This is a genomic window from Streptomyces atratus (assembly GCF_900119365.1).
GTDB classification, from domain to species: Bacteria; Actinomycetota; Actinomycetes; order Streptomycetales; family Streptomycetaceae; genus Streptomyces; species Streptomyces atratus_B.
In genome coordinates this window covers 52,566-65,079 of sequence record NZ_FPJO01000014.1, presented here as the reverse complement: position 1 = coordinate 65,079, position 12,514 = coordinate 52,566, and the positions used below count along the sequence as shown (strand labels likewise).

12 protein-coding genes are annotated in these 12,514 nt (G+C 70.3%); 5 read left to right on the top strand and 7 right to left on the bottom strand.

Features of this window, described 5'->3' with window-relative positions; all coding sequences use genetic code 11:
- Positions 1 to 152: 152 nt before the first annotated feature.
- The 4 genes from tilS (at position 153) to folE (ending at position 4,893) form a co-directional block, all read left to right on the top strand.
- Positions 153 to 1,235, top strand: coding sequence for a tRNA lysidine(34) synthetase TilS (gene tilS / locus BT364_RS22785; RefSeq protein ID WP_072487086.1), 1,083 nt, complete (start codon positions 153 to 155; stop codon positions 1,233 to 1,235).
- Between the two features lie 100 nt (positions 1,236 to 1,335).
- Entirely contained in the window at positions 1,336 to 1,875 is a 540-nt protein-coding gene (hpt, locus tag BT364_RS22780) for a hypoxanthine phosphoribosyltransferase (RefSeq protein ID WP_072487175.1), read from the top strand.
- Between the two features lie 227 nt (positions 1,876 to 2,102).
- Entirely contained in the window at positions 2,103 to 4,133 is a 2,031-nt protein-coding gene (gene ftsH / locus BT364_RS22775; RefSeq protein WP_072487085.1) for an ATP-dependent zinc metalloprotease FtsH, read from the top strand.
- 154 nt (positions 4,134 to 4,287) lie between these two features.
- The gene (gene folE, locus BT364_RS22770; protein WP_072487084.1) at positions 4,288 to 4,893 is read left to right on the top strand and encodes a GTP cyclohydrolase I FolE; all 606 of its coding nucleotides are present in this window, start codon (positions 4,288 to 4,290) and stop codon (positions 4,891 to 4,893) included.
- 64 nt (positions 4,894 to 4,957) lie between these two features.
- On the opposite strand, the gene BT364_RS22765 is transcribed toward folE, so the two are convergent.
- The 6 genes from BT364_RS22765 to BT364_RS22740 form a co-directional block, all read right to left on the bottom strand.
- On the bottom strand, positions 4,958 to 5,440 hold the full coding sequence (locus BT364_RS22765) for a DUF3180 domain-containing protein (RefSeq protein WP_072487174.1): 483 nt from the start codon (positions 5,438 to 5,440) through the stop codon (positions 4,958 to 4,960).
- Between the two features lie 99 nt (positions 5,441 to 5,539).
- Positions 5,540 to 6,151, bottom strand: a complete 612-nt coding sequence (gene folK, locus BT364_RS22760; RefSeq protein ID WP_072487083.1) for a 2-amino-4-hydroxy-6-hydroxymethyldihydropteridine diphosphokinase — start codon at positions 6,149 to 6,151, stop codon at positions 5,540 to 5,542.
- Entirely contained in the window at positions 6,148 to 6,507 is a 360-nt protein-coding gene (gene folB, locus BT364_RS22755; RefSeq protein ID WP_072487082.1) for a dihydroneopterin aldolase, read from the bottom strand. Before folB ends, folK begins: the two co-directional genes overlap by 4 nt.
- Positions 6,508 to 6,710: 203 nt before the next feature.
- Positions 6,711 to 7,193 carry a nuclear transport factor 2 family protein gene (locus BT364_RS22750; RefSeq protein ID WP_072487081.1) on the bottom strand — a complete coding sequence of 161 codons (483 nt, stop codon included), beginning with the start codon at positions 7,191 to 7,193 and terminating at the stop codon, positions 6,711 to 6,713.
- Positions 7,190 to 8,050 carry a dihydropteroate synthase gene (folP, locus tag BT364_RS22745; RefSeq protein WP_072487080.1) on the bottom strand — a complete coding sequence of 287 codons (861 nt, stop codon included), beginning with the start codon at positions 8,048 to 8,050 and terminating at the stop codon, positions 7,190 to 7,192. The genes BT364_RS22750 and folP overlap by 4 nt, the downstream gene beginning before the upstream one ends.
- Positions 8,051 to 8,076: 26 nt before the next feature.
- Positions 8,077 to 9,918 (bottom strand): phosphatidylglycerol lysyltransferase domain-containing protein, encoded by a 1,842-nt coding sequence (locus BT364_RS22740; protein WP_072487079.1) that lies wholly within the window; start codon positions 9,916 to 9,918, stop codon positions 8,077 to 8,079.
- Positions 9,919 to 10,057: 139 nt separating this feature from the next.
- On the opposite strand from BT364_RS22740, the gene BT364_RS22735 reads away from it, so the two are divergent.
- A complete protein-coding gene (locus tag BT364_RS22735; protein WP_072487078.1) occupies positions 10,058 to 11,182 on the top strand; it encodes an alpha/beta hydrolase in 1,125 nt (374 codons plus the stop codon).
- A 72-nt stretch (positions 11,183 to 11,254) separates the two neighbouring features.
- On the opposite strand, the gene BT364_RS22730 is transcribed toward BT364_RS22735, so the two are convergent.
- Positions 11,255 to 12,454: an ABC transporter ATP-binding protein gene (locus tag BT364_RS22730; RefSeq protein ID WP_072487077.1), complete on the bottom strand. Its 1,200-nt coding sequence runs from the start codon at positions 12,452 to 12,454 to the stop codon at positions 11,255 to 11,257.
- Between the last annotated feature and the right edge of the window lie 60 nt (positions 12,455 to 12,514).

The window sequence follows — 12,514 nt, the reverse complement described above, 5'->3', positions numbered from 1 at the left end:
ATCACCCATCCGAGGGACCGTAGGGGCATGGGAAGGCGTGCAATGCTCGATGAACGGCTTGCCTCTGTCACCATCGACGCACTCTGAGTGACGGCACACTTCCCGTCCGGCACTTCGAGGCACCTCACCGAACTTCACGAAGGGCACCGGACATGGGTCCCCATCCTGCGGTCGCGGCGATACGCCTGGCGGTCCGCCGCGTACTCCACGACGTACTCACCGAACACACCCGAAGCGCCGAACGCACCCGGCGCACCCCGCACCCCGAGCTCGCCGAAGCCGGTGCGGGCAGGCAGCGCGCCGCACTCCCCGAGCGCCCCGACACCCCGCTGGTGCTGGTGGCATGCTCCGGCGGCGCCGACTCCATGGCCCTCGCCTCCGCTCTCGCCTTCGAGGCCCCCAAACTCGACGTCCGGGCCGGCGGGATCACCGTCGACCACGGCCTCCAGGACGACTCCGACGCCCGGGCCGCCGAGGTCGTCGACCGCCTCACCGACATGCGCCTCGACCCGGTCGAGGCCGTCGCCGTGCAGGTCGGTCACGAAGGCGGCCCCGAGGCCGCGGCCCGGGACGCCCGCTACGCCGCCCTGGACGCCGCGGCCGAGCGGCACGGCGCCGCCGCCGTCCTGCTCGGACACACCCGCGACGACCAGGCGGAGACGGTCCTGCTCGGCCTCGCCCGCGGCTCCGGCATCCGCTCGCTCTCCGGCATGGCCGCCGCGTCGGGCCCGGCCGGCCGCTACCGCCGCCCCTTCCTCCAGCTCGACCGGCAGACCGCCCGCAAGGCCTGCCTCGTCCAGTCCCTGCCCGTCTGGGACGACCCGCACAACATCGACCCCGCCTACACCCGCTCCCGGCTGCGCCACGAGGGCCTGCCCGCCCTGGAGAAGGCGCTGGGCAAAGGGGTCGTCGAGGCCCTGGCCCGTACCGCCCAGCTCTCCCGCGACGACGCCGACGCACTGGACACCTGGGCCGCCGAGGCCGACCGCGCCGTGCGGGACGACGCGGGCCGTCTGGAGTGCGCCAAGCTGTACGCGCTGCCGCCCGCCGTACGCCGCCGGGTCCTGCGCCGGGCCGCCATGGAGGCGGGTTCCCCGGCCGGTTCGCTCTTCGCCCGGCACATCGAGGAAGTCGACCGTCTGATCACCGGCTGGCGCGGCCAGCGCGCCATCAACCTGCCCGGACGCGTCGAAGCCATGCGGCAGGGTGGCAGACTGGTCATTCGGCAGAGCTGAAGCACAAGCGGCTGACACGCAGGCGAGCGGCCGCGCAGGTGCGGGGGCAACACCCCGGACCCGGCAGGCAGAGAAAGAGACGCGGGTGAACGAGAAGGACATGGGCACCGACCTTCAGTCGGTGCTCCTCACCAAGGAAGAGATCGACGCGAAGCTCGTCGAGCTGGCCGCGAAGATCGACGCGGAGTACGCGGGCAAGGACCTGCTCATCGTCGGCGTCCTCAAGGGCGCAGTGATGGTGATGGCGGACCTGGCGCGCGCGCTGTCCACCCCCGTCACCATGGACTGGATGGCCGTCTCGTCGTACGGCGCGGGCACCCAGTCCTCCGGAGTGGTCCGGATCCTCAAGGACCTGGACACCGACATCAAGGGCAAGCACGTCCTGATCGTCGAGGACATCATCGACTCGGGCCTGACCCTGTCGTGGCTGATGTCGAACCTCGGCTCGCGCGAGCCCGCCTCCCTGGAGATCTGCACCCTGCTGCGCAAGCCGGACGCGGCCAAGGTCGCGCTCGACTGCAAGTGGGTCGGTTTCGACATCCCCAACGAATTCGTCGTCGGTTACGGGCTCGACTACGCCGAGAAGTACCGCAACCTCCCCTTCGTCGGCACGCTCGCCCCGCACGTCTACGGGGGCTGACCTCCTCCCGGAGCCCTTCGCCCGGCCCCAGGGGCGCCCGGACCGACCGGAGCCGACGGCGGGAACCTTTCAAGGGATTCCCGCCGTTGAGCCTTCGAAGGCGGGTTTTGACAGACGTCCCCGGCGGTCGCGGGTGACAATGCTGGGGTACCGTCCGAAGAACAGTCTTTTCTCACAGCAGCATTTACCTACGGGCAGGAGGGACGGGGCGGCTTCGCCCCGTATGGATGGACGTGAAGCGATACTTCCGTGGGCCGGTCATGTGGATCGTGCTGGCCGTCCTCGCCGTGGTCGTGTTGATGACAGTCGTCGGCTCGTCGGGCGGCTACAAATCGGTGGACACCGGCAAGGTGATCCAGGCGATCAGCAAGGACCAGGTGGCGCAGGCCAAGCTGACCACCGGTGACGATCAGATCATCAAGATCGAATTGAAGAAGGGCCAGGAGCTCTCGGGCGAGTCCGGCACCAAGTTCCAGGCGAGCTACATCGGCGACCAGGGTGTCCAGCTGGCCGACACGCTGCAGCAGAAGTTCGAGAGCGGCAAGATCGACAAGGGCTACACGGTCTCGCCGTCCAAGCAGTCCCCGTTCATTTCGATCCTCCTCTCCCTGCTGCCCTTCGTCCTGATCGTGGTCGTCTTCCTGTTCCTGATGAATCAGATGCAGGGCGGCGGCTCCCGGGTCATGCAGTTCGGGAAGTCCAAGGCCAAGCTGATCACCAAGGACACGCCGAAGACGACGTTCGCCGATGTGGCGGGGTCGGACGAGGCCGTCGAGGAGCTCCAGGAGATCAAGGAGTTCCTCCAGGAGCCGGCGAAGTTCCAGGCCGTCGGTGCCAAGATCCCCAAGGGCGTCCTGCTGTACGGGCCTCCCGGTACGGGCAAGACGCTGCTCGCGCGCGCCGTCGCAGGCGAGGCGGGCGTCCCGTTCTACTCGATCTCCGGTTCCGACTTCGTCGAGATGTTCGTCGGTGTCGGTGCCAGCCGGGTCCGTGACCTCTTCGAGCAGGCCAAGGCGAACGCCCCGGCGATCGTCTTCGTCGACGAGATCGACGCCGTCGGCCGGCACCGCGGTGCCGGAATGGGCGGCGGGCACGACGAGCGCGAGCAGACGCTGAACCAGCTGCTCGTCGAGATGGACGGCTTCGACGTGAAGGGCGGCGTCATCCTGATCGCCGCCACGAACCGGCCGGACATCCTCGACCCGGCGCTGCTGCGCCCGGGCCGTTTCGACCGGCAGATCGCGGTCGACCGGCCGGACATGCAGGGCCGGCTGGAGATCCTCAAGGTGCACCAGAAGGGCAAGCCGGTCGCGAAGGACGTCGACCTCGGCGCCGTCGCCCGTCGTACGCCTGGCTTCACCGGTGCCGACCTGTCGAACGTGCTGAACGAAGCGGCGCTCCTCACGGCGCGCGGCAATCTGAAGCTGATCGACAACAAGATGCTCGACGAGGCCATCGACCGCGTCGTGGCGGGCCCGCAGAAGCGGACCCGGATCATGTCCGAGAAGGAGAAGAAGATCACCGCGTACCACGAGGGCGGACACGCCCTGGTCGCGGCGGCTTCCCCCCAGGCGGACCCGGTCCACAAGATCACGATCCTCTCCCGCGGCCGCGCCCTCGGTTACACGATGGTGCTCCCGGAGGAGGACAAGTACTCCACGACGCGCAACGAGATGCTCGACCAGCTGGCCTACATGCTGGGCGGGCGCGCGGCCGAGGAGCTGGTCTTCCACGACCCGACCACCGGCGCTGCGAACGACATCGAGAAGGCCACCGCAACGGCCCGCGCGATGGTCACGCAGTACGGCATGACGGAGCGGCTCGGCGCGATCAAGTTCGGCGGCGACAACACCGAGCCCTTCGTGGGCCGGGAGATGGGCCACCAGCGCGACTACTCGGAAGAGGTCGCGGCGCTCGTCGACGAAGAGGTCAAGAAGCTCATCGAGACCGCCCACAACGACGCGTGGGAGATCCTCGTCGAGAACCGCGACGTGCTGGACAACCTCGTTCTCCAGCTCCTGGAGAAGGAGACGCTCGGCAAGGAGGAGATCGCCGAGATCTTCGCCCCGATTGTGAAGCGCCCGGCCCGTCCGGCGTGGACCGGTTCCGCACGGCGTACGCCGTCGACGCGGCCGCCGGTGCTCTCGCCGAAGGAGCTCGCCCTCACCAACGGCGCCACCACGGCGAACGGAACGGCCGTCCCCACGGACACCGTCCCGGCCACCGAGGTCGTCCCGGAGGACCGCCCCGAGAGCTGAGGCCCTGTTCCCCGGTGTGGCCCCTTTCACGGGAGTCGCACCGGGCCCGGAATGGAAGCCGCGCCCCCACAGGTTCTAGCCTGTGGGGGCGCGGCTTTTTCGTACGCCCGTGCGGAGGTATGCGCGGGTGACAGCTCAGAGGAACGAGGCACAGATGACCGACCCGGTGACGCTGGACGGCCAGGGCTCGATCGGCGAGTTCGACGAGAAGAGGGCCGAGGCAGCCGTCCGCGAACTCCTCATCGCGGTGGGCGAGGACCCGGACCGCGAGGGACTGCGGGAGACGCCGGGGCGGGTGGCACGGGCGTACAAGGAGATATTCGCGGGCCTCTACCAGGAGCCCGAGGACGTTCTGACGACCACGTTCGACCTCGGCCACGACGAGATGGTGCTGGTCAAGGACATCGAGGTGTTCTCCACCTGTGAACACCACCTGGTGCCGTTCCGGGGTGTCGCGCATGTCGGGTACATCCCGGCGACCAGCGGCAAGATCACCGGCTTGTCGAAGCTGGCCCGCCTCGTCGATGTCTTCGCCCGGCGCCCGCAGGTCCAGGAGCGCCTCACCACGCAGATCGCCGATTCGCTCATGGAGATTCTGGAGCCGCGCGGGGTCGTCGTCGTCGTCGAGTGCGAGCACATGTGCATGTCCATGCGCGGTATCCGCAAGCCCGGTGCGAAGACGCTGACCTCGGCGGTACGCGGACAGCTCCGCGACCCCGCGACGCGCGCCGAGGCCATGAGCCTGATCATGGCGCGCTGACAAACTCCTGCGCAGCCGCGCGAGAAGAGCTCGGAGGCCCTGGGGGCTGTCCGCCGGACAGCCCCTACGCGGCCGCCGAGCTCTTGTCGTTGTCCTCGTCGTCCGGGAGCTTGCAGATGCGTTCCAGCCAGAGGGCGGCGGCGACCACCGCGATGCCGGCCAGGACCGCGAAGCCCGCGTAGATCGCCTGGTCGCGGCGGGCCGGGATGTCCAGGGAGCCGAGCAGGAAGACTCCGATGCCGCCGTACATGCCGGAGACCAGCGAGACGACCAGGGCGCTGGCCTGGCCGAAGACGACCGCCCGGGCCGCCATCAGCGGTTCGACGCCCTTGGCTCCCGGCCGGCGCTCGCGCTGGGCGCGCAGCCGGGAACGGATGGAGAGCGCCGTCGCCAGCAGGATGACGGCGATCACCGCGAGCACGATCGGCGCGGCGAGGGGAACGCTCGGCAGGTTGCCCAGGGAGTCCCAGAGGCGGGCGCCGCCCCAGGAAAGCACCCCGGCCGCGGCGAAGAGGCCGGCCAGTACCCCGAGCCTGAGTTGCTTCACCGAGTGGTCCGCCCTTCGCCGCCAGTGGTCCGTGTCGCCCGTGGTCACCGTCGCCGGGAAACCGCGGCGCCGGTGATCCGTTTCCGTTGAGCCTAACGACTACTCGGGCAGACGGAGTTCCAGATCGGCCCGGGGCAGCACGCCGTCCCGGCCGACCCCGGCCAGCAGCTCTGCGACGGGTCCGGCGCCGGGCAGCTGGGCATCGGGGTCGATGTCGTGCCACGGGGCGAGGACGAAGGCCCGCTCATGGGCCCTGGGGTGGGGGAGGGTGAGCACCGGGTCGTCGGAGACGACGTCCGCGTACGCCACGATGTCGACGTCGATGGTGCGCGGGCCCCAGCGCTCCTCGCGGACCCGGTCGAAGGCCTCCTCGATCGCCTGGCCGCGCTCCAGGAGGGAGGACGGGGGGAGCGTCGTCTTCACGACGATCACCACGTTGAAGTACGACGGCTGGGAGCCGGGGGCGACGCCCCAGGGCTCCGTCTCGTACACCGGGGAGACGGCCTTGACCCGCAGGCCGGGGGTGTCCTCCAGGGCGTCGACGGCGCCCTGGAGGGTCTCCAGGCGGTTGCCGAGGTTGGATCCCAGGGAGATCACGGCACGCTTGGGGTTGGAGAGGGTGCTGTCCGCCGCGTCCACCTGCTCGACCACGGAGGCGGGCACCGGCTGTACGGTCGGGTCGCTCTGCCCTTCGGTGGAAAACGCAGTCATACTCGGCTCCGGGTGATGGTGATGGTCACATCGTCGAAGGGGACGGTGATCGGCGCATCCGGCTTGTGCACCACGACCTCCACCTCCTCTACTCCTTCGTGCTTGAGGCACTTCTGGGCGATGCGCTCCGCGAGCGTTTCGATCAGATCGACGGGTTCACCCTGCACCACTTCGACGACCTCCTCGGCGACGACGCCGTAGTGCACGGTCTTCGTCAGGTCGTCGGCGGCCGCCGCCGGGCGGGTGTCCAGGCCGAGCACCAGGTCCACGATGAACGTCTGGCCCTCTTCCCGTTCCTTGGGGAAGACGCCATGGTGTCCACGGGCCTTGAGGCCGCGCAGCGCGACACGATCCACGCGAATCACTCCTGCTGTCGTTGGGCGTAGAGACACGGGGCCGCGTGCGGACGGCAAGGTGCCCTCTTTCGAATCTACCTGCGAGCACCGACAGTGCTCGCCCGTGGGTGGCCGTGGAAGCGGCCTCACGGGACTGGTAGCCGCGTATACCCGCGCTTCCCGGATCCAACCCCTTTCAGGGGTGCGGCCACTCGACCACCGGGTCAGGAGGGTGTCTCTTCGTCCTCTTCCTCACCGGTTTCGGTCAGTACGGGCGAGCCGTGGTGGGACCAGAGTTTCCAGCCGTCCGGTGTGCGCCGGAACACATTGGTGGCCACGACGAGTTGGCCGACCAGGGGCCCGAGCGCGTTGCCGTCCTCGGCGGGGCCGCCGCTGAGGATGTTCTCCGTGCAGGTCACCAGGGCGGTGTCGCCGGTCATCGAGACCCCGACGTCGGTCAGGAAGAACTGGATGTACTCGGTGTTCGCCATGATCAGCGCGTAGCTGCGCAGCACCTCGCCGCGGCCGGTCAGCACCGGCCAGCCCGGGTGGACGCAGGAGACGGTGAGGTCCTCGCCGGGCAGCCAGAGCCCGGAGAGCTCCTCGAAGTCGCCGCGCTCCATCGCCTCGTAGAAGGCGGTGTTGGCCTGCTCGACGGCCGCGATGTCGGCGGCCGCCTCCGCGTGCTCGTCGCGGGGCCCGGTCACGCGGCTCCCTCGACGGCGCGGGCGACCCGTACGGCGTCGGCCGTGGCCCGTACCTCGTGGACCCGGACGGCCCAGGCGCCCGCGTGGGCGGAGAGCGCGGAGATCGCCGCGGTGGCGGCGTCGCGTTCGCGGGCGGGCGGCGGTGCGGCGCCCTCGCCGGCCAGCACATGGCCGAGGAAGCGCTTGCGGGAGGCGGCGACCAGCAGCGGGCGGCCCAGGGCGCGCAGCTCGTCGAGGTGGGCGACCAGGGCGAGGTCGTGGCAGGCGTCCTTGGCGAAGCCGAGACCGGGGTCGATCACGATCCGTTCCGGGGCGACACCGCCCGCGACCACGGCGTCCATCCGGTCCCGCAGCTCCGTGACGACCTCGGCGACGACGTCCCCGTACACCGCCCGGCTGTTCATGGACTCGCTGAAGCCGCGCCAGTGCATCACGACGAAGGGGGCGCCGCCCGCGGCGACGACCCGGATCATGTCGGGGTCGGCGAGGCCGCCGCTCACATCGTTGACCAGGGCGGCCCCGGCCGCGACCGCCTCCTCGGCGACCCGGGCCCGCATGGTGTCCACGGAGACCGTGACCCCTTCGGAGGCCAGGCCCTTGACCACCGGGATCACGCGCCGCAGCTCCTCCGAGGCGTCCACCCGGCTGGCGCCGGGGCGGGTCGACTCGCCGCCGACGTCGATCAGGTCGGCGCCCTCGGCGACCAGGTCGAGGCCGTGTTTGACCGCGGCCGTGGTGTCGAACCAGCGGCCCCCGTCGGAGAAGGAGTCCGGGGTCACGTTCACGACACCCATGACCGCGCAGCGGTCCCACTCCGGCAGGCCCTGGACCGTACCTCGTCCACGCAACGTACTCATGCGACCAGCGTAGGCCCCGTACGGCGCTACGCCGCGCGGGCGTGCTGCTCCTGGCCGGGCGCCGGGGTGTGGGCGCAGGGGCGGGGCCGGCGGGCCGGGAAGCGGCGGGCGAAGGGGCGGGGGAGGGCGAGGTTCACGAAGCCCTCCGCCTGCATGGCGGCGAGGGAGATGCGGGGCAGGTCGCGGGCGGCGCGGTAGACGACGAAGCGCGGCTCCCAGCGGGGCCGGAACTTGGCGTTGAACTTGTACAGCGACTCGATCTGGAACCAGCGCGAGAGGAAGATCAGCAGCCCGCGCCAGGTCCGCAGCACCGGTCCCGCGCCCAGTTTCTCGCCCCGGGCGAGCGCCGAGCGGAACATCGCGAAGTTCAGCGAGACGCGCCGGACCTCCAGCCGGGGGGAGTCCTGGAGGGCGGCGACGATCAGCAGCTCGTTCATGCCGGGGTCGGCGGAGCGGTCGCGGCGCATCAGGTCGAGGGACATGCCGTCGTGGCCCCACGGGACGAAGTGGAGCACGGCCTTCAGGTCGCCGTAGGGGGAGTCGGCGGTGTGCTCGTCGGCCTTGTGCGCGGTGGCGATGACGCAGTCGCCGTCGGCCGGGTCGCCGATCCGGCCGAGCGCCATGGAGAAGCCGCGCTCGTTGTCGGTGCCGCGCCAGTCGTCGGCGGCGTGCCGGATGCGGGCCAGTTCGGCCTCGCCGATGTCGCTCACGCGCCGGACCCGGGTCTCGTAGCCGAGCCGTTCAATGCGCTTCACCATCTGGCGTACGTTGCGCATCGCGCGCCCGGCGAGCGAGAAATCCGCGACATCCACCACCGCCTCGTCGCCGAGTTCCAGGGCGTCGAGTCCGGTCTCGCGGGTCCAGACCTCGCCGCCGGTCTCGCTGCAGCCCATCACGGCCGGGGTCCAGGAGTGGGCCCTGGCCTCGTCCATGAACCGTTCGATGGCGCCGGGCCAGGCCTCCACGTCGCCGATCGGGTCGCCGCTGGCCAGCATCACTCCCGACACGACCCGGTAGCAGACGGCGGCCTTGCCGCTGGGGGAGAAGACGACGCCCTTGTCGCGGCGGAGCGCGAAGTGGCCGAGCGAGTCGCGGCCGCCGTGCTTCGCCAGCAGGGCGCGCAGCCGGGCCTCGTCGTCCTCGGTGAGGCGGGCGGCCGGGTGCTCGGGGCGGAAGGCGAAGTAGATGGTGGTGACGGCGGTCAGCAGGCCGAGGGCGCCGAGGGAGTACCCCACGGTCCAGGAGGTGTCGCCGACGTACTCGACGGGTCCCTCGAAGCCGAGCATTCCGTAGAGCACGTGCTGGAGCCGGTCGGCGATGCTGGGGCTGCCCAGGACCCGGCCGGGGTGTGCGTTGACGATGACCAGGCCGAGGGCCAGCGAACCCGCGCCGAGGAGTACGAAGTTGGCCAGGGCCCGCCAGCGGCTCCGGGGGTCGGGGAGCGCGGCGAACTCGCCGCGGTGGCGGACCAGCAGCAGGCAGAGCGCCAGCGAGACGAGCGTGCCGATGACCGAGTGCCGGTAGGTGAACTGGGCCAGCGCGCCGGCCGGCAGCAGCACGACGGCGGCCCGCCAGGCCCGCCGCTTGCGTCGCTTGAGTCCGTGGGCGAGCAGCAGCAGGAGGACGCCCGCGCTCAGCGAGAGGGCGGCGGCGAACGGTCCGAGGGCGCCGGGCAGCACCTCGGCGAGGGTGTGCATCCGGCTGTGCCGGAAGCGCGGGAAGACGCCCGCGGCGACATCGATCAGGCCGACGGCGGTGCAGGCGGTACCGACCAGCGTCGGTACGGATTCGGGGCGCGGGCCGCGTACGAACTTGCGTACGTGACTCGGAACCGATACCGGTTTATCCCCATCTAGCGTGACAGACATCGCTTCCCGTGGTTCCGCGAGAGATTCTTCAGTCCTTCGGCCGTGGCCCTCCGGACGATGTGCGACCTGTAGGACGAGGCTTCCGGGCCGCGGGTTCACCCGACAGCCGGAAATTTCCAGACAAGAAAGTTCACCCCCCATGGGTCTTACCAGTAAGACATTTCTGGTTCTGGCCATCGTGCTGGCCGTGGTGTTCTTCGCCGCCACGGTCTGGCTGTGGCCCCGGCTGGCCCGGCGCAGCGTGTCCGCGGTGCTCGGCAGGGTCGGCCTGCTGCTGGCGACCCAGGTGACGGTCTTCGTCTCGGTGGGCCTGGTGGCGAACAATTCCTTCCTCTTCTACGGGTCGTGGGCCGACCTGTTCGGCCAGAAGCAGGATCTGGGTGTGGTCACCGACCACGCGGCCGGAACGCTGGCCTCCAAGAACATCGTCCGGGTCGGGACCCAGCGGCCGGACGTGCCGGGCGCTTCGCGGCCCACGATGGCCGGGCGGATCGACAAGGTCGTGATCGCGGGCCGGCGGTCGAAGATCGAGAGCTCGGCGTACGTGTATCTGCCGCCCGAGTACTTCCAGCCGGCCTTCGCCCACCGCAAGTTCCCCGCGGTTGTCGTGCTCACCGGCTACCCGGGCGTCTCGGAGAACCTTCTGAAGAGCCTCCGGTACCCGCGGACCGCACACGAGCGGGTGAAGGCGGGCCGGGCCCAGCCGATGATCCTGGTGATGCTGCGGCCGACGGTCGCGCCGCCGCGGGACACCGAGTGCGTGGACATCAAGGACGGGCCGCAGACCGAGACCTATCTCGCCGAGGACCTGCCGCGGGTGATCTCGGAGTCGTACCGGGTCGGCGGGCTGGCCCGCAACTGGGGCATCATCGGCAACTCGACCGGCGGGTACTGCGCGTTGAAGATCGGGCTCCACCACCCGGACCGGTTCGCGGCGAGTGTCGGGCTCTCCGCGTACTACAAGGCGGCCGAGGACCCGACGACCGGCGATCTCTTCCACGGCGACCAGAGCGCGCGTGACCGCGCCGATCTGATGTGGAGTCTGGACCACATGCCGAAGCAGCCCGACTCGTCCTTCCTCGTCACGACCTCCAGGCGCGGCGAGGGGAACTACCGGGCCACACGGCAGTTCATGGCCAAGGTGAAGCCGCCCGCGCAGGTCTCGTCGATCGTGCTCGACAGCGGCGGGCACAACTTCAACACCTGGCGGCGTGAGATCCCCTCGGCGCTGGACTGGCTGAGCAGCCGGCTCAGCGAGAACTGAAGCGGGGGCCGGGGCGGGAGCCGAAGCGAGAACCGGCACGGGCCGCCGCGCGGTGCGCCGGGGACGCCCGGTTCACCGCGCGGCGGCCTTGGTGACGCTCTCCACCGTCTCGACCGCCACCTCGGCGCGCGGCACGTCCTGGGCGTCCGCGTCGATCGAGCGGCGCAGGGCCTCGTGCAGCCGGGCCGGGGTGAGCACGCCGAGGAACCGGCCGGTGCTCTCCTCGTCGATGACGGCGATCCAGCCCGCGTCGTGCTGGAGCATGGTGGCGAACGCCTGCTTGAGCGGGGCGCCGACGGGCAGCCACGCCTCCATCCTGCGGGCGTGCGCGCGCACCGTGTCCCCGGCCCCGGCCCCGGCCCCGGCGGCGGTGGCGTCGGCGGGGATCCAGCCGTGCAGATTGTCCTGGCCGTCCAGGACGACGGCCCAGCGCGCGCCCTCGGCCCGCAGCCGTTCGGTCGCCCGCGCCAGGGAGTCGTCGAGGTGGACGACCGGCGGCTGGTCGAGGTCGCCCTCCTCGACGGGGGTCACGGAGAGCCGCTTGAGGCCGCGGTCGGCGCCGACGAAGTCCGCGACATAGGCGGTGGCGGGTGCGCCGAGCACGGTGGCGGGGGAGTCGAACTGCTCGATGGTGCCCTGTCCGTAGACGGCGATACGGTCGCCGAGCCGGACCGCTTCCTCGATGTCGTGCGTGACGAACAGGACGGTTTTACGGACCTGTTCCTGAAGTTTCAGGAATTCGTTCTGCAGCCGTTCCCGTACGACCGGGTCGACCGCGCCGAAAGGCTCGTCCATCAGCAGGACCGGCGGGTCCGCGGCCAGCGCCCTTGCCACACCGACGCGTTGGCGCTGACCGCCGGAGAGCTGTTCCGGATAGCGGTCGCCATAAACGGAAGGGTCAAGTCCGACAAGGTCCAGGAGTTCGGCGGCGCGTTCCCGGCCCTTTCCCCGTTTCCAGCCCAGGAGATGGGGGACGGTCGCGGTGTTCTCCAGGATCGTGCGGTGCGGGAAGAGGCCCACCTGCTGGATCACATAACCGATACGGCGGCGCAGCCGGACGGGGTCGATGGCGGATATGTCGTCCCCGTCGACGAATATCCGGCCCTCGGTCGGTTCGATCAGCCGGTTCACCATCTTCATGGTGGTCGTCTTGCCGCACCCCGACGGTCCGACGAGCGTGACCAGTTCACCCTCGGCGATCTCGAAGGAAAGGCCGTCGACGGCGGTGGTGCCGTCCGCGTACCGCTTGGTGACGTGCTCGAAACGGATCATGGTTCCCCATTGTGGCGCGTGTTCTGTGAAGGACATGTTGCTGAAATACAACGGCTCCGG

Bases quoted from the DNA above. Each gene is read 5' to 3' on its own strand.
- tilS (WP_072487086.1), top strand. From the start codon at position 153: ATGGGTCCCCATCCTGCGGTCGCGGCGATACGCCTGGCGGTCCGCCGC.
- hpt (WP_072487175.1), top strand. From the start codon at position 1,336: ATGGGCACCGACCTTCAGTCGGTGCTCCTCACCAAGGAAGAGATCGAC.
- ftsH (WP_072487085.1), top strand. From the start codon at position 2,103: ATGGACGTGAAGCGATACTTCCGTGGGCCGGTCATGTGGATCGTGCTG.
- folE (WP_072487084.1), top strand. From the start codon at position 4,288: ATGACCGACCCGGTGACGCTGGACGGCCAGGGCTCGATCGGCGAGTTC.
- folK (WP_072487083.1), bottom strand. From the start codon at position 6,151: ATGACTGCGTTTTCCACCGAAGGGCAGAGCGACCCGACCGTACAGCCG.
- folP (WP_072487080.1), bottom strand. From the start codon at position 8,050: ATGAGTACGTTGCGTGGACGAGGTACGGTCCAGGGCCTGCCGGAGTGG.
- BT364_RS22740 (WP_072487079.1), bottom strand. From the start codon at position 9,918: ATGTCTGTCACGCTAGATGGGGATAAACCGGTATCGGTTCCGAGTCAC.
- BT364_RS22735 (WP_072487078.1), top strand. From the start codon at position 10,058: ATGGGTCTTACCAGTAAGACATTTCTGGTTCTGGCCATCGTGCTGGCC.
- BT364_RS22730 (WP_072487077.1), bottom strand. From the start codon at position 12,454: ATGATCCGTTTCGAGCACGTCACCAAGCGGTACGCGGACGGCACCACC.